The sequence below is a fragment of the Paenibacillus sp. FSL H7-0331 genome, from assembly GCF_001956045.1.
In genome coordinates this window covers 190498-215831 of sequence record NZ_MRTH01000010.1, presented here as the reverse complement: position 1 = coordinate 215831, position 25334 = coordinate 190498, and the positions used below count along the sequence as shown (strand labels likewise).

General features: G+C 45.6%; 21 protein-coding genes. 20 read left to right on the top strand and 1 reads right to left on the bottom strand.

What is annotated here, in order from left to right; all coding sequences use genetic code 11:
* Nucleotides 1-5: 5 nt before the first annotated feature.
* The 6 genes from BK127_RS17060 to BK127_RS17035 all read left to right on the top strand — a co-directional run bounded on the left by BK127_RS17060 (nt 6) and on the right by BK127_RS17035 (nt 8846).
* Nucleotides 6-2324, top strand: coding sequence for a helix-turn-helix domain-containing protein (locus BK127_RS17060; RefSeq protein WP_076232323.1), 2319 nt, complete (start codon nt 6-8; stop codon nt 2322-2324).
* 70 nt (nt 2325-2394) lie between these two features.
* On the top strand, nt 2395-3369 hold the full coding sequence (locus BK127_RS17055; protein WP_256711349.1) for an ABC transporter permease: 975 nt from the start codon (nt 2395-2397) through the stop codon (nt 3367-3369).
* Nucleotides 3370-3382: 13 nt separating this feature from the next.
* Entirely contained in the window at nt 3383-4279 is an 897-nt protein-coding gene (locus BK127_RS17050; RefSeq protein ID WP_256711348.1) for a carbohydrate ABC transporter permease, read from the top strand.
* Nucleotides 4280-4339: 60 nt separating this feature from the next.
* Entirely contained in the window at nt 4340-5914 is a 1575-nt protein-coding gene (locus tag BK127_RS17045; protein ID WP_076232321.1) for an extracellular solute-binding protein, read from the top strand.
* 44 nt (nt 5915-5958) lie between these two features.
* Nucleotides 5959-7692: a hypothetical protein gene (locus BK127_RS17040; protein ID WP_144026480.1), complete on the top strand. Its 1734-nt coding sequence runs from the start codon at nt 5959-5961 to the stop codon at nt 7690-7692.
* Between the two features lie 38 nt (nt 7693-7730).
* The gene (locus tag BK127_RS17035; protein ID WP_076232317.1) at nt 7731-8846 is read left to right on the top strand and encodes an oligogalacturonate lyase family protein; all 1116 of its coding nucleotides are present in this window, start codon (nt 7731-7733) and stop codon (nt 8844-8846) included.
* A gap of 117 nt (nt 8847-8963) precedes the next feature.
* Here BK127_RS17035 and BK127_RS17030 read toward each other — a convergent pair whose 3' ends face one another.
* Nucleotides 8964-9248: a hypothetical protein gene (locus tag BK127_RS17030; protein ID WP_179097515.1), complete on the bottom strand. Its 285-nt coding sequence runs from the start codon at nt 9246-9248 to the stop codon at nt 8964-8966.
* A gap of 256 nt (nt 9249-9504) precedes the next feature.
* On the opposite strand from BK127_RS17030, the gene BK127_RS17025 reads away from it, so the two are divergent.
* The 14 genes from BK127_RS17025 (at nt 9505) to BK127_RS16950 (ending at nt 25233) form a co-directional block, all read left to right on the top strand.
* Entirely contained in the window at nt 9505-10389 is an 885-nt protein-coding gene (locus BK127_RS17025) for a carbohydrate ABC transporter permease (RefSeq protein WP_076232313.1), read from the top strand.
* 24 nt (nt 10390-10413) lie between these two features.
* Nucleotides 10414-11253 carry a carbohydrate ABC transporter permease gene (locus BK127_RS17020; RefSeq protein ID WP_076232481.1) on the top strand — a complete coding sequence of 280 codons (840 nt, stop codon included), beginning with the start codon at nt 10414-10416 and terminating at the stop codon, nt 11251-11253.
* Nucleotides 11254-11321: 68 nt separating this feature from the next.
* Nucleotides 11322-13088 (top strand): cache domain-containing sensor histidine kinase, encoded by a 1767-nt coding sequence (locus BK127_RS17015; RefSeq protein ID WP_076232311.1) that lies wholly within the window; start codon nt 11322-11324, stop codon nt 13086-13088.
* Nucleotides 13085-14689, top strand: a complete 1605-nt coding sequence (locus BK127_RS17010; protein ID WP_076232309.1) for a response regulator — start codon at nt 13085-13087, stop codon at nt 14687-14689. Before BK127_RS17015 ends, BK127_RS17010 begins: the two co-directional genes overlap by 4 nt.
* A gap of 183 nt (nt 14690-14872) precedes the next feature.
* Nucleotides 14873-16156: an ABC transporter substrate-binding protein gene (locus BK127_RS17005; RefSeq protein ID WP_076232307.1), complete on the top strand. Its 1284-nt coding sequence runs from the start codon at nt 14873-14875 to the stop codon at nt 16154-16156.
* Between the two features lie 86 nt (nt 16157-16242).
* A complete protein-coding gene (locus BK127_RS17000; RefSeq protein WP_076232304.1) occupies nt 16243-17268 on the top strand; it encodes a Gfo/Idh/MocA family protein in 1026 nt (341 codons plus the stop codon).
* Nucleotides 17265-19052: a Gfo/Idh/MocA family oxidoreductase gene (locus BK127_RS45550; RefSeq protein WP_083689377.1), complete on the top strand. Its 1788-nt coding sequence runs from the start codon at nt 17265-17267 to the stop codon at nt 19050-19052. Before BK127_RS17000 ends, BK127_RS45550 begins: the two co-directional genes overlap by 4 nt.
* Nucleotides 19053-19327: 275 nt before the next feature.
* Entirely contained in the window at nt 19328-19681 is a 354-nt protein-coding gene (locus BK127_RS16980; protein ID WP_076232302.1) for a hypothetical protein, read from the top strand.
* 2 nt (nt 19682-19683) lie between these two features.
* Entirely contained in the window at nt 19684-20490 is an 807-nt protein-coding gene (locus tag BK127_RS16975; RefSeq protein ID WP_256711353.1) for a GGDEF domain-containing protein, read from the top strand.
* 87 nt (nt 20491-20577) lie between these two features.
* Entirely contained in the window at nt 20578-21459 is an 882-nt protein-coding gene (locus tag BK127_RS16970; protein WP_076232297.1) for a ComEC/Rec2 family competence protein, read from the top strand.
* A 1-nt stretch (nt 21460) separates the two neighbouring features.
* Nucleotides 21461-21673, top strand: a complete 213-nt coding sequence (locus BK127_RS16965) for a DUF3006 domain-containing protein (RefSeq protein ID WP_076232295.1) — start codon at nt 21461-21463, stop codon at nt 21671-21673.
* 210 nt (nt 21674-21883) lie between these two features.
* On the top strand, nt 21884-22777 hold the full coding sequence (locus tag BK127_RS16960; protein ID WP_076232294.1) for a carbohydrate ABC transporter permease: 894 nt from the start codon (nt 21884-21886) through the stop codon (nt 22775-22777).
* Nucleotides 22778-22798: 21 nt separating this feature from the next.
* Nucleotides 22799-23662: a carbohydrate ABC transporter permease gene (locus BK127_RS16955; protein ID WP_076232292.1), complete on the top strand. Its 864-nt coding sequence runs from the start codon at nt 22799-22801 to the stop codon at nt 23660-23662.
* Between the two features lie 173 nt (nt 23663-23835).
* Complete coding sequence (locus BK127_RS16950) at nt 23836-25233, top strand: ABC transporter substrate-binding protein (RefSeq protein ID WP_076232290.1); 1398 nt, start codon at nt 23836-23838, stop codon at nt 25231-25233.
* The last annotated feature ends 101 nt before the right edge of the window (nt 25234-25334 follow it).

Below are 25334 nucleotides of genomic sequence, written 5' to 3'. Positions count from 1 at the left end.
ACCGCATGCGCTTGTTACAAGGAAGTATTTCTGCAAGATTCAAGGTTATTTACGGACTGTTTTTTTTATTGATCATTTCATCGACCGTCTGGCTGTCCTATTTGAGCTCCAAGGGCAGTCTGGAGGAACAGCTGCGCAACACGAATATTGCACTGCTGAACCTGACCCAACAAAAAATTGAAATGATGCTGAGGGAAATTGATACGAACACGATTAATTTTATTCAGGAGCCGGAGGTTGTTTTTTTTCTGAATGGTCGTTACTTGAATGATGAGCTGCGCTTTAATCATTTTCGGGTGTTGAATGACCGGTTCAAGACGCTGATGTTTGCCAACAGTAATATTTCCTCGTTCTATTTGTACTCGATGGAAAGCAAAAGCTTGCTGACCGGAACTATGTTCTCGGATGAAGCGGATTTTTATGACATGAAGTGGAAGGATGCTTTTATGTCGATGAAAGGGTACCAGCAGTGGCTGGATACGAGAAAAATCGCGGAGATTAACACCGGACTGCTGCTTGAAAAAAATGTGATTACCTTGGTTCGTTCATTTCCGTTGATCGGTATGCCGCAATTTCGTAAAGGGGCGATTATCGTCAATATCGAGGAGAGCACGATCTCCAATCTGATACAGGATGTGGATAAGCAGCGGGTCGGGCAAACCTTGGTCATGAATGAGCAGGGAATCATTATTTCATCACAAAACAAGGAGCAATTGTTCCAGCATGTGAGCAGCATCAAGTCGGCTCCTTCACTGAGTGAATTATCGGGCAGCGGCTACGTGACTCATAATACGGACAACGGGAGCTACACGACCTTTTATTTGACGTCTGCCTACAACGGCTGGAAATATGTAAGTATCATTCCGAATCCGGAGATGAACCGTCCGCTGGAAATCATTCGCAATTTGCTGTTGGCTGTCGCGGTAGGCATGTTTGTACTGGCGATCGTGATTGTATTTGCTGTAAGCAATTATACGTTCCGTCCCTTGGAGCGCTTTTTCCGTTCATTTACGGAGAAGAAGCTGGGTCAAGCTGGTGATTTGACGTATATGGAGAAATTTTTCAAGCAGGTTATTTCTGACAATGAATCCTTGCAAAAGCAGATGCATGAGAGCCTGCCAGCCCTGAAATGGCGCTTGATTATGAGCTTGCTGATGGGAGACAAGACGAACTACAACCGGATGAAGCCGTATTTTGACACGCTTGGTATTGAGCTGAGCCCTGTCCATTTTGTCGTGATGACTATTGAGCTGGACCGTATCCAGGATATTGCGTCGTCTCGTGATGTGTATTTGTTCACCTATGCCATCAGCAATGTGGCTGAGGAGTTGGTAGACGGCGTATGCAAGGGTGTATCGGTGGAATTAACGGACGGCAGGGTTGCTGTCATTATGAGCTTCGAAGAGGATGATGCCCAGGGCAACCAGATTCAGGCGCTGCAGGTAGCCGATCTGGTGAAGGATTATGTAGAAGGCCATTTCAAGCAGACCGTTACGATTGGCATCGGTCGTCCTCATCTGTATCTGGATGGTATCCATGCTTCCTATCAGGAAGCGTTAAGTGCGCTAAAATATAAGCTCATTATGGGGGATAACACGGTTATATCGATCGACGATATTGCAGGCAACAATCTCAACGACAAATATTATCGGATTTCCGGTATGAGTGATGCCGTCGTTAACTTTATTCAGGAAACGGATAAGGTGAAGGTAGGCTTGCAGGTGGAGAAAATATTTGACGAAATTATCGCCAGCAACGTACCGCCAGAAATGATCAGGCAGATGTGCATCCAATTGATTATGAAATCGATCAAGGTGATCTCGGATAAAGGGATGGAGGTCAAGGAATTTCTCGATCCGAAGGAAAATATTTATAACCGGATTGAGTCCTGCGTAAGCGTTGACGATATCAAGAGCTATATCGCTGCGTTCCTGCAGCAGTTGATTGTCCACACTGAGGAGAAGCGCTCAAGCAGAGGTACCAATGATACGATCAAGCAGGTGCAGGAGTATCTGGAGCAGCATTATATGGACAGCGATTTGTCGCTCAATTTGTTAGCTTCCCAATTTGGGCTGAGTGTTCCTTATTTAAGCAAGCTGTTCAAGGAAACGACCGAAACGAATTTTATGGACAGTTTGATTCAAATCCGGATGGAAAAATCGAAGGAGCTGCTGATGGATCCGAAGCGGAAAGTCAATACGATAGCAGAGAGTGTTGGGTACAACAGCACCCACAGCTATATCCGGATTTTCAAGAAATATACGGGGCAAACACCAGGAGAATTCAGGGAAAACCATAAAAAAGGTGCAGAGGATAAAAAGTGAACATTTTCAAATGGATCATCAACCGTTACGATGAGGGTGTTATCTTGGAGAACAGAAAGGAGGTGCAGCTTTGAAAACACAAATCGGCGGGGCGCCCGCAGAAGCGGGTCTACATCAATCGGCGCAGCCGACTCGAATGAAGCTGGCATGGAAATATCTCAAGCGGGATAAATATTTGTACCTGCTGCTGCTTCCGATATTGGCTTACTATTTTACTTTTAAGTACGCGCCGATGTTCGGAGAGATCATTGCCTTCAAAAACTATCGGTTTGCCGATGGAATCTGGGGCAGCCAGTGGGTAGGACTCAAGCATTTTGAACGGTTGTTTACGAGTCCGGATTTCTTTAATGTATTGAAAAATACGTTGCTGCTGAATGTGTACAGCATTGTGTTTGCTTTTCCTGTGCCTATTGTACTGGCCATTATCTTGAATGAGGTCCGTGTTGAATGGTATAAGCGGACCATCCAGAACCTGCTGTACATCCCGCATTTTATTTCGTGGGTTGTGCTGGGAGGTATCGTAATTGCGCTGTTGTCCCCTTCTACAGGTGTCGTCAACATTGCGCTGGTCAAGCTGTTCGGGATTGAGCCGATTTACTTTATGGCAAGCAACTTTTGGTGGCCGATCACGTTCATTTTGTCAGGAATTTGGCAAAATGCCGGGTGGGGAACGATTCTGTATTTGGCGGCCATGGCGGGTATCGATCCTCAGCTGTATGAAGCGGCCAAAATTGATGGAGCGAACAAGCTGAGACGAATTTGGCACGTAACGCTGCCTGGAATCCGCAGTACGATTGCCATTCTGCTGATCCTGAGAGTGGGACAGATGATGGATGTCGGCTTCGAGCACATTTATATTTTGCAAAATAAAGCAGTATATGAGGTATCCAATGTCATCAGTACCTATGTGTATCATGCAGGGCTTGAAGGCATGCAGTACAGCTATACGACGGCTCTTGGATTGTTTCAATCGATTATCGGGTTGATCTTGATTGTAAGCGTGAACAAATTTATTAAAGCCATGGGTGAAAACGGGCTGTGGTAAAGGGGGTAATAAGGTGATAGGCAGACAGTCAATTAAGGTAAGAATCCTCTACGGCACGTTGTATACGCTAATGGGCCTGCTGGCTATGATGACTTTGTTTCCATTCATCCACGTGCTGGCTACCTCGATGAGCGGTTCGCGCGCTGTGATGTCCGGTGAAGTGTTTTTATGGCCGAAAGAAATCAATTTTTCCTCTTTTTCGAATTTGATTGATGATGGCCAGCTGTTCAAGGCAATGCAAAATACAGTAGTAATTACAGTGCTAGGGACGCTATTTAATATTATTGCAACGATTATTGCCGCCTATCCGCTCAGCAGGAAACGGTTGAAGGGGCGGAATTTGATTCTGATGCTGATTACCTTCACGATGCTGTTTGGTGGTGGGCTGATTCCCAACTATATTTTGATCAAGACATTGGGGATTATGAATACGTATTGGGCGCTTTGGCTTCCAGGGCTGTTGAGTACGTACAATTTCTTCGTAATGAAAACGTTTTTTGAAAATTTGCCTGCGGAATTGGAAGAGTCGGCAGCGATCGATGGTGCTAATGACCTGTTCATTATTTGGAAAATCATTCTTCCGCTATCGATGCCTATCATTGCAGCACTCACGTTATTTTATGCGGTGAGCTGGTGGAATTCGTATATGAACGTGCTGATGTTTATTACGAGCTCAGGCAAGCTGTCCCTAATGGTCAAGCTGCTGCAAATGATTGATACGACCAGCCAGAATCTGCTCAATGCGAACGCCACAAGTGGTGGTGAGGGAGCAACGATGCAAAATCTCGTTACACCTGAGGGCATACGTGCAGCAGCCATCGTTATATCCGTCACTCCGATTTTGTGTATTTATCCGTTTTTACAAAAGTATTTTGTCAAAGGGGTATTGATCGGATCGATTAAAGGCTGATCCAGATCGCAGCAGGGTAGTCATGCAAGGCTTAAACAACCAACAAACGGAGGCGAAATCATGATGTTACACAAGAAACACATCGCTCTTATGCTGGCAGGCGCTTTGGCTATCGTGCCAATCGCTGCATGCAGCACAGATGGAGGAGACAACAAGAAGACGGATACGGCAGCGAACGGGACTGATAAAAAGAAAAAGCAGGAGGTCAGCATTACGATCCTGGATCGTGGACAGGTGGCCAGCGATGAAGGAACCTATGAAAGTAACCGTGTCACCAAGTACATCAATGAAAAATCAGGTATTAATGTCAAATGGGTGCCTGTCGTACGAACGCAATCCACGCAAAAGATGAATACGTTAATCGCTGCTGGCGAGGCGCCGGACCTGATGTGGGAATTTGGCCGTGACTATATGTCGACGCTGAAAGATCAGGGAGCGATTCAGCCAATCGACGATTATATTGAAAAATACAGTACCTCCTACAAAAATTATTTGAAAGCGCACCCGGAATTGAAGCCATATACGATGTTTGATGGTAAAACCTACATTGCTACTAGTGCGCGCGGTGTCGATGCGATAGCGAACCATGCGATGTGGATTCGTCAGGACTGGCTTGACAAGCTCGGCTTGAAAACCCCGACAACGATGGATGAGCTGATGACGGTGATGCGGGCGTTTAAGGATAAGGACCCCGATGGCAACGGAAAAAATGATACGCTCGGCGCCGCCTTTAATTTTAATTACAACGGCATTGTTCAGGCGATGTTTGCTGCGCACAGCGGACTGTGGTACTTGGAAAATGACAAGATGGTTAAAGGAAACTTTACCGACCGGTATACAGATGTACTGTCACTGCTGAAAACGATGTTTGATGAAGGCTTGGTCGATAAGGAATATATTACTGATAAGAACTATCAGAAGGAAAGACAGCTGTTAGTGACAGGGAAAGCCGGTGTCTACTTTTCCAGCTGGAATATTGCCGCCGAATATCGTGAGCTCAAGCAAAATGTGCCGGATGCCAAGCTGGTTCCTTTGGAGCCCGTGTCCACGAAGTACGGTAAATTCGGACTGTTTCAGGAGCCGCCTGCGAACAAGCTGATCGTATTTAACAAAAATATGAAGGATCCGGAAGCAGCCGTGAAGCTGTTGGATTGGATGATTGATAAAAATTGGTTCGACGTCAGATTCGGTCAAGAGGGTGTTCACTACAAGCTGGTTAATGGTGTGCCGCAAGCGATTGATGCCGAGAAAAATAAAAAAGAGCTGCTGTATGCGCCTGAATATGCGGTATTGGACCAATACAGTCCGAAGCCGGAGGACTTTGCCGTGATGGCCGCACAGGATGCCATATCACAGGAATATGCCAAGATTCAGGGTGAATCGTTGAAGGTTGCTATGAAAAATAAGTTTAGAAGGGATATCCCGTTTAACCCTACGTTCCCTGAGCTCAGTGAGACGGCGACAGCGTTCACACCACTGGCTGAGGAAATCGAAACCAAGGTCATCACAGGCGGCAATCAATATAATGCCAGTTGGGGGATTGAACAGCTGCGCAAGGAATGGAAACGTCTTGGCGGTGACAATGTCGATAAGCTAGCCCAGCAATGGTACGAGAAAAATTTAAAAGGCAAGTAAGCTTGATTATTTGAATAAGGGAGTTGTGCGAAGGGATCATGGTAATGGATCATAAACAAATGCTGCTTAAACAATTGGATGTATGGCACGGACAATATAACCCAGAGGTGCAGATGGTGCGCAAGCCGTTCCATACCCCTGGCTACCACAGCACCCTGAAAAATGTCGAGTATACCCATCCTACACTTGCCGCTCTGGTATACGCGTTGGGACTGCTTGACAGCAGGCAGGCTGAATATACAGAGCGTGCATCCGGGATCATTAGTAAGGTGATCGGTCTACAGGATCAGAACCCGGAGAACTCCACTTATGGCATATGGTCCTGGTTTATGGAGGAGCCGCTTGAGATGATGGCTCCACCGGATTGGAACTGGGCTGACTTTTGCGGAAAACGACTTGTATTAGCTGAGCAGCGTCATGCCGACCTGCTCAGCCCTTCGCTGAGGGAGCAGATTAAGCAGGCTGTATGCTGCGCCTGCGATGCGATTATTAAGCGCAATGTAGGCCCCGGCTATACGAATATCGCGATTATGGGAGCATTTGTAACTCTAATTGCTGGAGAGCTGTACGGACATAAGCCGTATGCAGATTATGGACTTGAGCGGCTGCGCAAATTCAGTGATTACACGAAGGCATTGGGCACCTTTCAGGAGTTCAACAGTCCGACCTATACGATTGTCGCGATACAGGAGCTGGCCAGCATACACACGGCAACGGTTAATGAGGAAGCCAGGCAGCTAAGTGCCGATATGCTGGATGTGGCATGGCGTATGACTGCCGAGCATTTTCATGCTCCAAGCCGCCAATGGTCGGGACCGCATAGTCGCAGTTACAGTACGGTCATGACACCAGAGGTGCTGTCATTTTTGCAAATGGCGAGCGGTGGCACGCTCTCATTGAGACCGAATAAGGACATCATCTACAATCTGGATTGGTATGAGAATGCAATTGATTGCCCTCAGGCGTATTTATCTGCATTCGAGCATACCGAAACGACAACGAATCGGCAGGTTATTCAAAAGGATGAGGCAGGCCATGCCTTGAATATTGCCACCACTTATATGAGCGGAGCTGTCAGTGTGGGCACATTTAGCAAGGATGTGATGTGGAATCAGCGCCGCAACCTGCTTGGCTATGTGAGAAACGGCGATAGCTTCAGCTATATGCATCTGCGGTTGTTGCATAATGGCTACGACTATTCATCTGCGGTGTACTCCAGTGTGCAGGATCAAGGCGATGTGCTGTTCGGTATCGGCTTCTGCACAAATGGCGGGGATACCCACATTGGTCTGGATCCCATTGATGGAACGATTGAAGCAGCCGACCTGCGACTTCGATTTGAAATTGGCGGATGCCTGGAGGGTATTGAAGTCGAAGATTTTTCTGCCGATGCAGGGTCTGTGTCCGTTCGAATTGAGGATCAGACGATGCGTGTGAAGTTATTGTTTGCAGCGTTTGATGGGGAGCAGCCGGCATGGAAACTGGTTAGTGAACCAAATAAGCTGTGTCTGGACTACGTCATCTATGCGGGGGAAAGCAAGCGATTCTCGTTTATCCAAATCCAGCAAGCGCTTCTTATGTTTGCATTTCGCTTAACCGAAGGAAACATTGGCGAGCTGGATGCAACAGCTGTTTATGCGGAGCATAAGGATGATGGTTCTGAAGAGGGCGCTAGCCGGGAGGTTCACGCCGAGTATCATTCGACTGGTGGTGCTGTGCTGCAGCTGCGGCTGCCGGTTAAGCCGACTGAGAAGCAGCACATGCTTCGATCCAAGTAAATCTTGCAAGGTCATATCATGGGCAGGGAGGTATTGGAATGGCCAAAGGCACCATCATTCACAATGAATTTCACAGCATCACCGATTCATACACGGGTCAAACATTGACCCGGCTTACCGCACCTGAGCAAGTGAATCATCATCCCTATTTCTATTACAAGATGATAACGAATGACAATCGCTATCTCATATATGCCAGCGAAAGGAATGGACAGCGCAACCTGTATCGGATGGATTTGCAGGATGGCTCTGCACTTCAGTTAACAGAAGGGGCAGGTGTTCATGACTTCGGCTGCAGTCTTACCAGCGATGATCGTTATCTCATTTATTGCCGTCAGCATCAAATAATCCGCATGGATATGGCTACATTGAAAGAGGAGGTTTTTTACGAAACCGAAGCGGGCTGGACACCGAATGCAAATCCGGGCTTAAGCTCGGATGATCGTTATCTGGTGCTTGTCGAAATCAATGATCGCGATGTGATTGCCAGCAAGGGGGATTGGTCCACCTTTGAATTACAGTGGGCGAAGAAGCCGCACTGCCGAATCATGTATATCGATATCGAGCAAAAGACGAGTCGAATTGTCCATGAAGAGCTGAACTGCTGGCTGGGACACCCACAAATTCGTCCTCATGATCCAACGACGATATTATTTTGCCATGAGGGGCCCGGTCACCGGATTGATGCAAGGCTGTGGCTGATTCAGGCGGATGGTACGAATCTGCGCTGTGCCAAGGAGCAAACCCATGAGGAATTGATCACTCATGAATACTGGCTCGCAGATGGCTCCAAATTCGCATTTGTATATCGGCATGAAGATTATGAATGGCACGAAAGTATTCGTTTTATGGACCCGGATACGTTGGAAGAGGAAATATGGATGGATTCATCCAAATATTGTCATTTTATATCCAATCATGATCATTCCAAAATTGTCGGGGACGGGCAGCTTCCCGAACAGCATTTTATTTATCTTGTTGATGTTCAGGAGCGCAAGGAATACAAGCTGTGCTCTCATGGAACCAGCTGGAAAAGCTATGGCAATACGCAGGATGCGCATCCACACCCCGCCTTTTCACCGGATGGCACATTTATTATATTCACATCCGATATGGAAGGGATTCCATGCATATATAAAGTAGATCTGGATTAGAAGTCAGGTGAATAATGCGCGAGTGACCGAATGAATAGACTGTTCCCGCAGCTGCATGCAGCCAAGGAACAGTCTATTTGTACTTTCTATGATCATGTTATGTCTAGCCAGGCTGAATCAGGGAGAACAATATTCAGCTTCATACACATAAGAAGAATATTCCGGGTACATGGAGACATAATTATCAGCAGCTGTTTGTGCTTGTGTGAAGGTGCTGTAGGGTCCGAGTGTTGTTATTGCATGAGTCCCGCTGCTGTTGACAAGATCGATATCCGCAAAAAATTTGTATTGATTGCAGGTGCAAGTAGGACAATTGTATCGACCATCTGCCCAAGCTGGTGTAAGCGCTACCATAAATAAAGTCAAAGCAGCAAAAAGAGTAACCAGGTTCTTTTTCCTCATCATTCCATCGCCTCCTTTCCATAGTTTAATATAATAATAGCAAAATACATATTTTATAAAAATAGGTAATATTATATAAATATTCGACAAATTTTACTGATAGCAGATCAGTTGTTCCTCTATCAATGGGTGATTAACCCCAAAACACTGTATATTTTTATTATTATTTATAGATTTCCCTCATTTATTAATACCGCTAATCAAGCTAACATTTGATTATAAAACTACTAGATCAAATGATAGGGAGTGAACTGGAGTGGCAAAATTCAACAGATTTATTGAACCCATATGGGGTTATGTATTCATTTCTCCCTGGCTGCTGGGACTATTCGTCCTCACGATCGGGCCGATGTCCCAATCCTTTTATTTATCGTTGACAGCGTACAACCTGCTTGAGCTGCCAACCTGGATCGGTTTTGGGAATTATCATGAAATTTTTACAGATGATAAAGATTTTTGGAAGGCGATGCAGGTAACCTTCACGTATGTAGTGCTTTCTGTACCACTGAAATTATTTTTCGCTTTAATGGTAGCTATGCTTTTATTTCGTGCGATACGCGGCATGTCTGTGTTCCGGGCGATATTTTATTTGCCTTCTCTGATCGGAGGCAGCGTAGCGATATCTGCGATATGGCGAAACCTGTTTGGTGCTGATGGTTTCCTCAACAAGTCATTGAGCATTGTGGGAATACAAGGTATCGACTGGATTAATACACCGGGGACGGCGCTATACACGTTAGTTTTGTTGGCCGTATGGCAGTTTGGATCCTCGATGGTTATCTTTTTGGCTGGACTGAAGCAAATTCCTCGGGATCTTTACGAATCTGCTTCTGTGGATGGAGCTTCCAAGATTCGTTCGTTTTTTGCGATTACGCTTCCCATGCTGACCCCCATCATTTTATTTAATCTGGTTATGCAAATTATTGGCAGTTTTCAAATGTTCACGCAAGCGTTCATCGTCACTAAAGGCGGGCCGATCAATTCGACATTGGTATATGCTTTGTACGTATACCAGAAAGCATTTGCTTACTTTAACATGGGGTATGCCAGTGCCTTAGCGTGGATCCTGCTTATGATTATTGCCGTATTTACAGCATTGATTTTCTGGTCGGCCAAACGATGGGTTCACTATGAGACTTAACAAACATTTAATTATATGGATCGGATGGGGATTAGGGTGAAACGACAAAATCTAGTTCAGTATATTTTCTTGACCTTGTGCAGTATCGTGATGATTTACCCTGTCTTCTGGTTGGTGGGGAGTTCTCTGAAATCAAATGAGGATATCCCTAAAGCGAATTTGATTCCGAGTCAGTTTCATTGGGACAATTTCTCCAATGGCTGGACAGCGATTCCTGGCTTCAGCTTTGCGCATTTTTTTTATAACTCCTTTTTCATCGCAGTCCTTTCCGTGATTGGGACATTAATATCGAGCGCATTTGTTGCTTTTGGTTTTGCGAGACTGAACTTCCCATTGAAGAAAATGTGGTTCGCGATTTTGATGCTGACATTAATGCTTCCTGCACAGGTTACTTTAGTGCCGCAATATATTTTATTTAAATATTTTGATTGGGTAGGGACGACACTGCCGCTGATTGTTCCGCATTTTTTGGCGGTAAGCCCGTTTTTTGTGTTCCTTATCATTCAGTTCATTCGTGGGATTCCACAAGATTTGGACGAATCCGCCAAGATAGACGGTTGCTCTACACCGGGGATCGCTTTTAAAATTGTACTTCCGCTCTGTTCACCAGCTTTCATCACGACAGCGATATTCAGCTTTATCTGGACCTGGGATGATTTCTTGGGGCAGATGATTTATTTGACAGATACTGCGAAGTACACGGTGCCGCTCGCTTTGCGTTTATTTCTGGACAACTCCTCGGCTGTCACATGGGGACCAATGTATGCAATGTCGCTATTGTCGGTGATCCCTTGCTTTATCATTTTTATCCTTGCCCAAAAATATTTTGTGGAAGGTATAACCACTACGGGGATTAAAGGATAAGGGTTTACAAAAGGAGTTCACGGGCCTTATGCTAGTGCTAAATGGCTGGACAGTAGGTGATCTTTATCATGAAGAATCCATTTAAAACCTTTTCATTCCAGGTAACTTTCTTTGCTTCCTTCATTATCATTTCAGCATTATTGATCATGCTTCTCGGTATTACAAGCTATTATATTACGAATCAGGAAGTCGTGGAGCAAACGATCTCTTCAAGAAAACTTTTATTGAACGAAATCAATAAACAGCTGGATATTCAGCTGCAATCCGTCGAATATGATTCACTTGTCCTCGCCAGCAACCCGAAGCTGATCCATTATTTGCAGCTCAGCGAGCAATCCTTCGAGCGGATTGGGCAAAATTCAGACATTGTGGATATGCTGAGCCGACCCAGCTATGTCAAAGAAGGCATTCACTCCTTACAGCTGTATGCCAAAGATACCAGCGTAGACAAGCATATTGCAGGCAGCGGCGTGTACGATTATCAAATCATCGAAAGAAGCTCCTGGTATAACGAGATCAAGGATGCCGACTACTGCTGGATAGGCACACACCCCGTTGAGGTAGGCAGCTATGCTCCCGAAGATCGGCTTGTTGTCAGCTTTGCCCGCAAAGTGCTGTCCCCCTCGGGCAAGGAGATCGGTATCCTTGTTGTGAATTTAAAAATGCCTTTTGTGCAAAAGATTGTTTCGAGCAGCGGCACCCATGTAAGCCGATTTGTGCTCGATACACATTCCCGGCTGATTGCGGAATTTAACGATGCGTCTGGAGAAGCCGTTACCTATGAGAGTCATAGGAACGAGCTGGCTGCTATATTGGCACAATCGGAATCGGAGCAATTCGCAATAGCGAAGCTGGAGAAGAAGGAATTAATCATCTGGAATAAGCAGGATCGAACGCTGTGGATAACGATGGACGTTATTCCCTGGGAGGATATTACCAAAGGAAGCCGCAGGATAGAAACCGTTATTTTAATTGCATCTGTCCTGTGTATTCTGCTCGCTATTATTATGGCGTTCTTATTATCCCGACAATTCGCTGCGCCCATTCGAAAACTGACTCATTCTATGAACCTAATGAAAATTGGCAAGCTGAACGTTCAGATCGATAATGATTATGAGAATGAGTTCGGACATTTGAATGCGAATTTCAATCAAATGACGGAGCGTATAGATCGGCTGATCGTTCAGGTGGAAGAGCAGCATCTGAAAAAAAGAGAAGCAGAGATCCAAATCCTGCAGGAGCAGATTAACCCGCACTTTTTGTACAATACTTTAGATATGATTAATTGGCATGCGATTGAATCAGGTAGCAAGGAAATCAGCCAAATGTTGGCTCTACTTGGCAAGATGCTGCGTATCGGTCTATCCAGCGGAGCTACCTTCATTACGGTGAAGAGGGAGCTTGAGCATCTGCATTGTTATGTGGAGCTGCAAAGAATCAGGCATAAACACAAGATTCAGTTCGATATCTCGGTACCGGATTCGTTAAAAACCTACTACACGCCTAAACTGATCATCCAGCCATTTGTAGAAAATGCCCTGATTCATGGGCTTCATTCCCGTGGTGAGGGTATGATTAAGATTACTGGATGGGAAGACGAACGGAGTATATATTTGGCCATTGAAGACAACGGAATTGGGATGGATGTGGGTGGTGCTGACCCAAGCAGAGAGCATAATGGCATACGTAATGTACATGAACGCATTCAGCTGTATTTTGGCGCAAACTTTGGGGTGCACTTGTACAGTCAAATCGATGTGGGAACCAAGGTTGTCTTGTCCTTGCCCAAAATGCTTACAGAGGCACCCAGACCTTACGAAGGAGAAGTTTCATGATCAAAGCGGTAATTATCGATGATGACATCACCACGATTCAGGGTCTTACTCGTAATGTGCGTTGGAACGAATTCGGGATTGAGGTGGTGGCAACCGCCAGGAACGGCAGAGATGGATTGGATAAGATCCGGTTTCACCGACCTGAACTCATATTGACCGATATTTTTATGCCTGTGATGGATGGAATCGAAATGCTTAAAGCTGTACGCGAAGACGGAAATATGGTGGAAGTTATTATCCTGAGCGGCTATGAGGATTTTAAATACGCTCAATCTGCAGTAAAGCTGAAGGTTAACGATTACTTATCCAAACCGGCGACACTCGATGAAATTGAACGTGTGCTTCAGGAAACGGCACTTAAAATTGAGAAAAGGGCGGCTTCCGAGAGGGAAGACAAGGAGCTGCGAGAGCTTCTGGAATACAACCTGCCGATCACGAAAAAGCAGATGTTTAAAGGGCTGCTTGAACCGGAATTTTGCCATACGCCATTTTATCGCAAAGTGTCCGAATATTTGAAGATCGATTTGTCCGGACAATATTTCACCGTTTTATTAATTGAATTTTTCATGAATCGGGAGCGGAGCTTTAAACCGAGCGATGTATCCCTGTTTGCATATGCTATCAGTAATATTGTGGATGAGCTGTCTCAAAGCAAGAAGGGCGTGTACGTGGCCGACATTCAGCGTAATTTAATTACGGTTATTGTCTCGACGCCATCTCATGTGAAAAAGGACCATGTGAAGCTGCAGGTTAAGGAAATAGCGCACGAATTTTTGGGAAAAATACAAAAGTACTTAAAGCTGCAGGTATGGGCTTCTGTTGGCTTCATCGGGGAGCATATTTCCGACATTCCTAAATCTTATTCGGCTGCTGTTGATTTGTTGGCGGAGCGGGAAGAAATGCGGAATAAGCAGCTTATCGTCGCCGAGGATGTTAAGGATATGTCCAAAACGGTTACGCGCCGTCCCATGGAAAGCTATCAGGTTATCATCGATGCCGTTATATCAGGCCAAGAGGATTTGGTAGAGGAACGAATCACAGAGCTGACCAAATCGCTGCATAAGGGCGACGTGCCGAGCATCAGCGTGCTAAGGGAATTTTCCGTCGATATCGTTGGCATCCTGGCATTGGCTCTGTATGATCACGGCTTGCAGATCGAGGATATTCATGCCGGCTTCAACATGTACAAGGAACTTGAGCTTCTGTACAGCATTCCTGATTTTGCCGCCTGGCTGCGAGAGCTGCTGCTCCCGATCTGTGAGGTTATGAATCGAAGGAGCAGCCAGAAGCATCGGAAAACGATTGATTTCATCATGCGCTATGTGCAGGAGCATTATGCCGAAGACATCACTCTCGATGTTTTGGCGGATAAGGTTTATTTGACCCGGAATTACTTGAGTCAGATTTTTAAGCAGGAAACCGGAGAAAACTACAACAGCTATATGACGCGAATCCGTATGGGCAAAGCCAAGGAGCTTATGCTCAGCGGCAACTATAAGATCTTTGAAATTTCTGAATTGGTCGGTTATAAGAACCATGCCTATTTCAGCCAATTATTCAAAAAACATACGGGATTAAATCCTTCCGAGTTTAATCATTAATAACAGTCCGTATATTTTCAATATATTTTGTAGATTTCTCTTATTCTATTAAAATCCACAAATTTTATAATAGTTAGGTAAGCAAGTAAATGGATAAGGGGTGTATCAACAATGGCTAGTCATCATGCAAGGAGCCGCACATTTTTCAGCTCGTTACTAAGTTTAACCTTATTAGGAGGCCTTATGGCCGGATGTGTTCCTACGGAGAAGAACCAAGCAACCACTACAGAGAAAGTCGATCCCAAACAAACACAAGCCCAGCAGAACGTGGAGCTGAGATTTGCCTGGTGGGGAAGTCAAGGACGGCACGACAGAACGCTGAAGGTCATTGACAAGTTCCAACAGCTCCATCCGAATATCAAAATTAAACCGGAATATACGAGCTTTGATGGGTACTGGGAGAAGCTGTCCACCCAGGTGGCCGGCAACAATGTTCCTGATATCATGCAGATGAGTATTCTCTACATTAAGGAATATTCGGATCGTGGTGTGCTCGCCGACCTCACTCCTCAAGTGGGTAAGGAGCTCAAAGTTGATGATTTGAATGCGGATGTGGTGAAGAATCAAGGAACGGTTAAAGGCAAGCTGACCGGATTGCCGGTTTCCGATAATGCCTCCGTCTTAATCTACAATAAAGAAATGTACCAACAGGCAGGGGTTGAGCCTCCGAAGCTCGACATGACCTGGAAGGAATATTTTGATAAGGCACGTGAAGTGAAGTCCAAGCTTGGAGATAAAGTATACGGTGCATTCGATATGTCGACATCCTTGGAAGCCTACATGTATTATGTGTTTTCTGTCGGTGAGCAGCTTTATAAGGATAACCGACTCGGCTACACGGACCCGACGTTCACAAACTGGCTGAAAATGTGGGATGACGCTCGTAAGGAAGGCATTGTACCGCCAGCTACCATGACCGCTTCGTTCCTGCCAATCGGTAATGCTGATCCTAATAAGGATGGGTTAATGAAGGGGATTGTTCCCATCATGGGACCTCAATTTACAGCTACGTTCCCGGCATATGAGAATGTGATGAAGGATAAAATCGATATGGTTTCTTATCCGAAGGATAAACAATCCGGCAGTGCGATTTTACCGGCGATGTTCCTTTCCGCTTCGGCCAAAACGAAGTATCCGAAGGAAGTAGCAATGTTCCTTGATTTTTTCCTGAATTCGAAGGAAGCGGCAGATATATTGGAAACGGAAAGAGGCATGCCGGAAAATAAAAAAATGCTGGAGTACCTGACCGCGAAATTCAATGAGCGTGATAAGAAAATGGTGAAAATGCTGCAGCATGTGACCAGCGATAAACCTTCGATGTATGATGGTGGACCTAAAGGGACGGGTGAAGTGACCAAGCTGTTTGAACAAACAGTGCAAAAGCAGCAATTTGGTAAAGTGACCATTGATGAGGCGGTCGCTGATTTCCGTAAAGAAGCCGACAAAATCTTCGAGAAGAACAATTAATAGAATAATTTTACATCTAGAAGACTGTCTAACGATGGGCTTCTATCCTGTTCTGCTATTATATTTGGGTGAAATGGGGATTTACAATGATGAATGCTCGTCAGTTTTCAATTATTGGTTGTCAGCATGCGCATATCGGAATATTTATCAGTGAGATGCTTGAGCTCGGATATACATGTGCCGGAATCTACGAGGATGAGAATGTGGAGCTGGCACAAAGCTTTGCAGATAAATTCGGAATCCCTCTTGTGAAAGAGAAAGAAAGCCTGCTGGGCGAGTCGGTATCGATTGTCGGCTGTGCATCGATTAATGATCAAAAGATTAATGTGATTGAGTTATGTGAAAGCCATGACAAACCTATCATGATCGATAAACCGGCTGTTACGAGCACAGAAGGGCTGGAGCGGCTGAAGGCAGTGATCGAACGGGGGAGAATTCAAGTCGGGATGCTGCTTACCGAACGATTTCATCCCGCAATCTACACCTTAAAGAAACAGATTGATCAAGGGGTACTGGGCGATATCGTCTCGATCGGCATGCGCAAGCCTCATCGACTGGATGCAGCGAAAAGACCCGCGTGGTTCTTCTCCAAACAGCAGTCTGGCGGTATCCTGATTGATCTGCTGGTGCACGATTTCGATCTTTTGCGATGGTTGACCGGTAAAGAAATAGAAACGATTAACGGGTATGTCGGCAAAACGATTTTGCCTGAATACCCGACCTTCTATAACACGGCCAGCGTACAGGTCGTCATGGAGGAATGTATCACTGCCCAGCTATATACGGATTGGCACACGCCAAGCCAGAGCTGGACTTGGGGGGATGGCCGTATCTTCGTAACAGGTACCGAGGGTTGTGCCGAGCTTCGTCTGCAAGGCGATCCTCTGCTGCAGAAGGATACCGTTATGATCCAATTGACGAATCAATCGCCTATGGGATTGGTTCCACTTGAACAGCCGAAGCATTCCATTACAAGCGACTTTATACGGCGTATTCAAGGAGAAGATGCTACTGTGTCTCAGGATGACATTCTCAAGACGTCCGAAGCGACCATCACGGCGGATGATCTTGTTATCCATTTAAATACGCAGGAAAGGAAGCGACAGGTATGAGCACAGTAAAGAAGACCAAATTTGGCATTCTGGGATGTGGTGTCATTGCCGAGATTCATGCAAATGCTATCCACGAGATCGAAGAGGCGGAACTGGTTGCCATATGTGAAAAGAATGAGGAGAAAGGAAGGCAATTTGCAGAAAAGCATGGAGGTCAGCTGTACGTACAGCTCGAGGATATGCTGCAGAATGATGAGATCGAGGTTGTTTGCATTTGTACACCAAGCGGATACCACGCTGAGCAAACACTGCTTGCCGCAAGAGCGGGCAAACATGTGGTGGTGGAGAAGCCCATGGCGATCCATATGGAAGATGCGTATCGGATGATTCGGGAATGCAAGGAGCAGGGTGTTCTGCTTGCGACGATTTTTCCAAGAAGAATGTCTCCCGCCGCCCAATTTGTTAAGCAGTTTATCGCTGATGGCGGACTGGGAAAATTAAGTCTTTGTGATGCCTATGTGAAAATATACCGCAGCCAGCAGTATTATGACAGTGCCGGCTGGAGGGGGACATGGGCGATTGACGGGGGCGGTTCCATGATGAATCAGGGGATTCACACGGTTGACCTGCTGCAATGGCTGGTGGGTCCGGTCAAATCCATCTATGGACGAGCAAACACGATGTTAAGACAAATTGAGGTAGAGGATACCGCCGTTTCGCTGCTCAGCTTCCATAATGGCGCCATGGGTGTCATGGAAATCACTACAACGGTATATCCTGACTTAGGCCAACGGCTGGAGATCCATGGGGAACGGGGAACCCTCATTTACAAGGAAGACGACATTGAGCTGCTAAAGGTGAATGGTGAAGAGCTGGAGATCCCTGCATTTGAGCCGTTCCAGGTTATCCCTGACGGACACCGTCTGCAGCTTCGCGATATGGCTCTGGCTGTTCAGGAACATCGCGCACCGATTATCCCAGGGGAAGAAGGTATTCATGCGCTTGAAATCATTCTGGGTACCTATGAATCTTCTAACAGGCAGTGTGAAGTCGTGTTGGATAAACCGCATCAAAGTCTGAAGGTTGAAAATTTGCAGGTGAACGTATATAGAGGAAGACGCGAATTAGGTGCAGCGGCTGGACGACAGGCGGCACAGGCCGTACGCAAACGACTTGCGGAGCAGGAGCGTGTACGTATCGTATTTGCAGCAGCCCCTTCTCAGAATGAGTTTCTGGAGCAGTTATGCCAAGAGGAGGGTCTCGACTGGGAGCGAATCACTGCATTTCATATGGATGAGTACATAGGGCTGCCGCAAGGTTCGCCTCAGCGCTTTGCGGAGTTTCTGAAAAGTAGCATTTTCGATAAAGTGAACCCAGGTGTTGTGCATCTCATTGATGGCAGCCTTGACGTGGAGATGGAATGTCACAGATATGCGGAGTTATTGCAGGAGGCACCGATCGATTTTGTCTTTCTCGGTATCGGAGAGAATGGACATATCGCCTTTAACGATCCGCCGGTAGCGGACTTTGCAGATCTGGCTATGATCAAACCTATTGTACTGGAGGATGCATGCCGACAGCAGCAGGTGAATGACGGATGTTTCCCGAAATTGCAATCAGTGCCTACGCATGCGCTTACTTTAACCATTCCTGCCCTGATGTCTGCGTCTGAGCTGTTTTGCATGGTCCCTGGCCTGACTAAACGGGAGGCCGTTCACCGTACATTAAACATGCCGATAACGACAGCCAATCCGTCTACTATTCTTCGTACACATCCCAGTTGTACACTTTATGTAGATCAGGATTCGTTTGGGGAATCGTTATTATCCGTGTTATCGAAGTAAATTTTATAAAAGGTGCTCCTTTCTTTGGGGGTGGTGTTACGGACAAACATCCCACCAAGTGAAGAGCGCCTTTTTTGTTTTTAATTGAAGCTGCTTTCCATATCATACTTTCATCCTGGTATTATTAAACGGAGGATCATAATAAAAGTGGTAAATAAGGCCTAATAAATGGTAATCATTGTCGATTAATAGTGGATTTTGGTAGCACTTTCATGTATATTTAATACATATTTATGAAAGTTCCCCCAAGTCAAAATAGTTTAAGGATGTTATTGATGAGAAATAAGTCTTCTTATTCCCGAAAAGCTAATTTGTCCATGGTTATCAGTGAATTCGAACTACCCCCCATGCAGGATTTATTAATCATCGGCAAGCAGGCTCCAGTGGGACCCGAAGCTGTTATGCGCATGGCGGAAGCGCTCTCCCCCGAACAATTTACAGTATTAAAAATTGATCACCCCAAGGTGGAGGGAATATTAATTCGTCGCTCCTTATTGGAAATGATGGATCAGCAGCTACTGCTGGAAATTATTATGGAGGAAGCCGATTGTATGGTGAATGAATGCATGGTATTGCGAGCCGAGTTGAAATTTACGATGTTCGTTGAGCGGGAGGTAGAATTAAATTGAAGGTGGAGGACTTGATATCGGAACAGCTGCAATATATCACTTCTGGCAAAAGTGTTCAATATGCAGCCAGGCTGATGGATGAACTCGGTGTCAATTCACTTGTGGTGAATGATCAAGGTCAGATTACCGGTATTCTGACTTCCAAAGATATACGTTCGGTTCATCCCAACCGGATCGTTGCAGATGCGATGACGGGAAATCCGATTTGTATTCCCAAGTCAACCTTTATTGGAGATGCTATTTCTATCATGGAGCAGCATCAAGTAAAACGCTTAATTGTCAAAGATGGAAATCACGCAGAGGGCATTGTAACCAGAGAGGTGCTAAAAACAACACTTGGCAAATATGAGGATCTGTTAACAGGCTTATATCGATCCGCGTATATGGAATATGTGTTTAATCATTTTGTTGCTCTGAATCGGATGTTTCATATTTTGTTTATAGATCTGAATGATTTTGGCCTTATTAATAAAAAGCATGGACATCCAGTCGGTGATGATGTACTTATTCATTTTTCAACCCTGCTTAAAAACATAACGAATGAACAGGATTACATATGCAGATATGGCGGTGACGAGTTCGTCATTATTTCAACAAGGAAATTACAGGAAGTAGAGAAGCTGATTCAGCAGCTGACGGAGCCGATGCATGTGATGAATATTACATTATCGGCAGCAGTAGGTTATATTAACGGTTTCGATCACAATTACGCTTCTTCGAGCTTTAGAGAGATGATCAGCAAGGCTAGTATGATATCAACAAGCTTGAAGCCTGCATACGACGAGCACTTATTGCATGGAAAACATTGAAAAGAACGGCTCCGAGTTATAAACTAGCTTAGGGGCTTTTATTTATTCCAATGTCCTACTATCATCACGAGGAGAGCTAACTGAAGTATGGCACAATGGAAGGTTTGGATTATGGGTCTCGTCCTGGTTGTATTAACGGGCTGTTCACCTCTAACTGTACATAATGAATCTGTGGGATCTACGACTATTTTGCGAGCCGATGGAAAGCTCCAGGTGTTATTTTTGGATGTTGGGCAAGGGGCAAGCCAATTGCTGATCAGTCCATCCGGCAAAACGATGCTTATTGATGCAGGTAATAACGACAAAGAACAAGTCATGCTGGATTATCTCAAGCAATATCAAATCACAAAGCTCGATATCGTAATCGGGACACACCCGGATGCGGATCATATCGGAGGCTTGGATAAGGTCATTGATCAAACGATTGTAGACAAAATATATATGCCCAAAATATCTTCGAATACCCGTACCTTTGAATCGTTATTGGAATCGATCAGCAATAAAAAGCTCAAGGTCCAAACGGCCAACGCAGGTTTAACATTGGACTGGGACAAAGAGGTTCAAGTGGAGATGATCGCCCCGGCTGCTGTATATGACAATGCGAACAACATGAGTGCTGTTGTGAAAATTACTTATGGTACGACTTCGCTGCTGTTAACCGGTGATGCAGAGGCGGCAAGCGAGAAGGATATGATTAAATCAGGTGTCGATCTGACATCGACCGTGTTGGGGGTAGGTCATCATGGGTCGAAGTCTTCAACCTCCTTAACCTTCCTGAACAAGGTGAAGCCCCAGTATGCGATTATTCAATCGGGCAAAGACAACAATTATGGTCACCCGGACAAGACAATTTTATCCCGACTGAAAAAAGCAGGAGCCAGCGTCTATCGCAATGATTTGCAGGGGACGGTGTCAGTCATATCGGATGGAAAGAACGTCACGATTGCTACGGAAAGGAAGGAGAAGTAGCTTGAAAGGAATTGTAGATCGTATTGAAGGCAAATACTACGTCATTGAAATTGCGGGCGTGATGACCGATGTTCCACGGAGTCAGGTTGCAGCTGGAGTGAAGGCGGGACATGCGGTCGAGCAGCAGAAGGGAATTTGGGTAACTGACGCTGCAGCTACCAAAGAAAGAGAGAGCCGCATCAAGAGGCTCATGAAGGATGTATGGGCAGATTAAATATTAGTAGCTGTTGAAAATAATAATCCGATCAAGAGCAAACCTCGTCGTGCCGCGATGGGGTTTTTGTTATGGGCTGTAGATGAGTCCGACTCCGTTCAAATTCAAATTAAGTTGCTTTGTCCTATGGTGCCAGTTGAATTACCGCTCCCGCCCTCTGGCTCGCATGTAATATGCTATAAAAAAACGAACGGGAGGAGCTGATAGACGATGCGTAAACGTGTATCTCTGTTCAACTCATATATTTTCATTTTTCCAAGTTTGTTCCTGACACTGGCGCTTGGTATCTATCCCATCGTCTGGGCGCTACGCTATATGTTTTACGATTATCAAGGCTTTGGGATACCCCGATTTGTAGGTCTTGATAATTTCTCCAGACTGCTGCGTGATCAGGAGTTTTGGCATTCCGTGTACAATACATTTGTCTATGCGGGCGGTAAAATCATTCTGGTTCTGCCGATTTCGCTATTGCTTGCGGTCATTTTAAACCGCGGCTTGAAAGGTAAAGGATTGTTCAGAGCGATTTATTTTATGCCTACTATTATCAGTGCATCGGTCATGTCGATCGTATTTTTTACTATTTTCAATTCATATAACGGTGTTCTTAATCAATTTCTGATCAAGTATGGGGTTATTTCCCAATCAATAGATTGGCTCGGTCCGCAATATGCGATGCTTACGGTTATCATTACTGCGGTATGGGGCGGGATCGGTAATTACATGCTGCTGTTTATTGCCGGCTTGCAGGGCATACCAGAGGACGTATATGAGAGTGCATCACTCGATGGAGCGAATGCAGCGCAAAAGTTCTGGTATATCACACTTCCAATGCTCGGTACCGTACTGCAAATGATTATTATGCTGGCCATCATCACGGCATTGAAAGGCTATGAGAGCATCATGGTATTAACCGAGGGGGGACCGTTCGGCAAAACAGAGGTCATGTACCTGTATGTATACAAGCAGTTTTTCCCGGTGTCGGCGTCAACGGCCACTGTACAGCAAATCGGCTACGGCAGCGCGGTTGGATTTACAACAGCTTTGATTGTCGGCTTCATTACGATCATTTATTTTTACATGTCCAAACGGCTGAATCAGGATTAAGGAAAGCGGGGTGTAAGTGAGATGGATACAAACTTGAATCGCAATGGAATTAGGGCAAGCTATTGGTTGGGGCATATTGTAAAATGGGCATTTTTAATCAGTATAGCTTTTGTCACACTGTACCCGCTTATTATGGCTGTTCTGGGTTCACTCAAAACGAATGCTGAATTAACCACGGGAGCTACTTTTCTGCCAACCGTATGGCAGTTCTCGAATTATGCTACTGCCTGGAAGCAGGCCAATTTTGCGCTATTTACCTGGAACAGCTTCTTTATTAGCACCATGGTCACAATTGCAACGCTGCTGATCGCTTCGATGGCCGCCTACGCGATAGACCGTACGAAGTTTCCAGGCAAAAAACTGTATGTCGCGTTGCAGGCAAGTACGATGTTTATTTCCATTGGTGCTGTCGTACTCAGACCGCAATTTGATTTGATGGTCATGCTCGGCTTGAACAAATCGCTGTGGGGTGTCATTATCATCCTGATCAGCTCCCATGCTACGGTTTATTTTATGTTGATCGGTTTTTTCAAGGCGATTCCCCGCGATCTGGACGAGGCTGCTTACATTGACGGCTGTAACTTTTATAGCGTTTTCTGGAAAATCATTCTTCCGCTGCTGCGTCCGGCGCTTGCAGTTACGGCCTTGTTCACGTTTCGCGGCGCCTGGAATGAATATATTTTGCCGCTCGTATTCACCATGACCTCGCCGAAACTGCAGACACTGACGGTAGGTCTCGCGAATCTTCGTTATGGTATTGGTGCAGCTGCAGAGACTCAACTGATGATGGCCGGTGCTTGTCTATCGTTCCTGCCGATCCTCGTGGTCTATATGATAGCGAACAAGTCGTTCATGCAGGTTACCGCAGGTGCTGTCAAAGGTTAAAAAGCTGGTCGGAGGTAGAGGCGGGAGACGGAAAGTAGTTTTCCCCTCCATAAAAGTCGGATTGTCCTTCACGGTTCGACAAGCTCAGCCGTTATGCTGAAAGCAGTTACATGATTTCCAATTAGGAACCTATTCAAGAATGGTTTATAATTAAAAAGGAGGGTTTTATCAAAATGATGAAAAAAACGATAGGAACCGTGCTGGGCGTAGCTTTGGTCGCTTCCTCTCTGGCAGCATGTGGAGCTGGACAGGATAGCGGGACGCAAGCTGGAGGGACCTCGGGTACGGGTACAGCGACAGGCGGAAAAACCAAGATCTCTTATTGGACGATTGATCGCCATGATGCGGATTACATGAAAGAGGCCATCAAGAAATTTAATGACGCGAACCCCGACATTGAAGTGGAAATGACGGTAATGGCCGATAACTTTAACCAGGCTGTGGATATTGCATACGCCAGCAAGCAGGCTCCTGACGTGCTGCGTACGAACGATTTTCTCGGTTTTGTAAAAAAAGGCTATTTGCTGCCGATTAATGATTTGATGAACGATGATTTGAAAAAACGATATGCCAATCTGATGGTCGAGGAATCGAACATGGTTGAAGGCAAAATTTATTCGCTGCCGAATACCGGACAGTTTTGGAGATTAATATATAATGTAGATTTGTTTGAAAAAGCAGGAATCAAGGAACCGCCAAAAACAGTAGCGGAATTGGTTGATGCAGCCAAGAAGATTACAGAAGCGAACAAGGATGTAGGCGCGTACGGCTTCGCTGAAAACTTCAAGAGCGCAAGCTCCGCATTCAGCCGAATTGCCAATCCAATTGGCTCCTTCAGTGGCACTTCCGTTGTAGATGGCTACAACTATAAAACCGGACAGTACGATTTCTCCGTGTACAAGCCCATTGCTGAAGCGCTCTATCAAATGAAAAAGGATGGAAGCTTGCTGCCGGGCGTGGAATCGTTGGATATTGATCCACTGCGTGCACAATTTGCAGCCGGTAAAATTGGTATGTACTTCAATCACTCTGGCGAGCCGGGTGTATTCCAGAACCAATTCCCGACCAAAATACGCTGGGCTGCTGCTCTGCCTCCAACCCTGGACGGCAAGCAATCAGGAACCGTTTCGGTTATTGCCGGCAACTACGTTGGTATAAGTAAAGACACGCCGAACAAGGAAAAAGCGTGGAAGTTTATGGAGTACCTTGCCAATATTAATTTCCAAAAGGAATATCATGAAAAGGGCTTTGGTATCTCTGTCGTTCCTGATGTGAATGCCACTGCTAACAAACCGACTATTCCGGGCATCGATGGATTCCTGCCGAGCAAATATGATGCACTGTATTCACCAACTCCGCTTTCCGTAACGGAAGCTAAGGTTGAGGGTGTCAAGACAGGCAATGCGATTACAAAGTATATGCTTGAAGGCGGAGATGTCGATAAAATGTTGACGGACCTGACAACTCGTTATAACGCCGCTCTGGAAAAAGCACGTGCTTCCGGCGATACGAAGAGCAAAGCGAATCCAAGCTTTGATCCAGGCAAGCTGCAAGGCACTTTAGCCAAGTAATGCTGGATGGATCTGGCTATAACTGTAGTTGATTATCATAATGATGGACGCGCAGCAGAAAGCGGCGCGTTTTTTATTATTGAGGTACGGAGGAGGAACAG

Excerpts from the sequence above, each read along its gene's own strand:
- BK127_RS17035 (WP_076232317.1), top strand. The coding sequence starts at position 7,731 with ATGGCCAAAGGCACCATCATTCACAATGAATTTCACAGCATCACCGAT.
- BK127_RS17005 (WP_076232307.1), top strand. The coding sequence starts at position 14,873 with ATGGCCGGATGTGTTCCTACGGAGAAGAACCAAGCAACCACTACAGAG.
- BK127_RS17060 (WP_076232323.1), top strand. The coding sequence starts at position 6 with ATGCGCTTGTTACAAGGAAGTATTTCTGCAAGATTCAAGGTTATTTAC.
- BK127_RS16955 (WP_076232292.1), top strand. The coding sequence starts at position 22,799 with ATGGATACAAACTTGAATCGCAATGGAATTAGGGCAAGCTATTGGTTG.
- BK127_RS17020 (WP_076232481.1), top strand. The coding sequence starts at position 10,414 with ATGGGGATTAGGGTGAAACGACAAAATCTAGTTCAGTATATTTTCTTG.
- BK127_RS45550 (WP_083689377.1), top strand. The coding sequence starts at position 17,265 with ATGAGCACAGTAAAGAAGACCAAATTTGGCATTCTGGGATGTGGTGTC.
- BK127_RS17045 (WP_076232321.1), top strand. The coding sequence starts at position 4,340 with ATGATGTTACACAAGAAACACATCGCTCTTATGCTGGCAGGCGCTTTG.
- BK127_RS17010 (WP_076232309.1), top strand. The coding sequence starts at position 13,085 with ATGATCAAAGCGGTAATTATCGATGATGACATCACCACGATTCAGGGT.
- BK127_RS16980 (WP_076232302.1), top strand. The coding sequence starts at position 19,328 with ATGAGAAATAAGTCTTCTTATTCCCGAAAAGCTAATTTGTCCATGGTT.
- BK127_RS17040 (WP_144026480.1), top strand. The coding sequence starts at position 5,959 with ATGGATCATAAACAAATGCTGCTTAAACAATTGGATGTATGGCACGGA.
- BK127_RS16970 (WP_076232297.1), top strand. The coding sequence starts at position 20,578 with ATGGCACAATGGAAGGTTTGGATTATGGGTCTCGTCCTGGTTGTATTA.
- BK127_RS17000 (WP_076232304.1), top strand. The coding sequence starts at position 16,243 with ATGATGAATGCTCGTCAGTTTTCAATTATTGGTTGTCAGCATGCGCAT.
- BK127_RS17015 (WP_076232311.1), top strand. The coding sequence starts at position 11,322 with ATGAAGAATCCATTTAAAACCTTTTCATTCCAGGTAACTTTCTTTGCT.
- BK127_RS16950 (WP_076232290.1), top strand. The coding sequence starts at position 23,836 with ATGATGAAAAAAACGATAGGAACCGTGCTGGGCGTAGCTTTGGTCGCT.
- BK127_RS17030 (WP_179097515.1), bottom strand. The coding sequence starts at position 9,248 with ATGAGGAAAAAGAACCTGGTTACTCTTTTTGCTGCTTTGACTTTATTT.
- BK127_RS16960 (WP_076232294.1), top strand. The coding sequence starts at position 21,884 with ATGCGTAAACGTGTATCTCTGTTCAACTCATATATTTTCATTTTTCCA.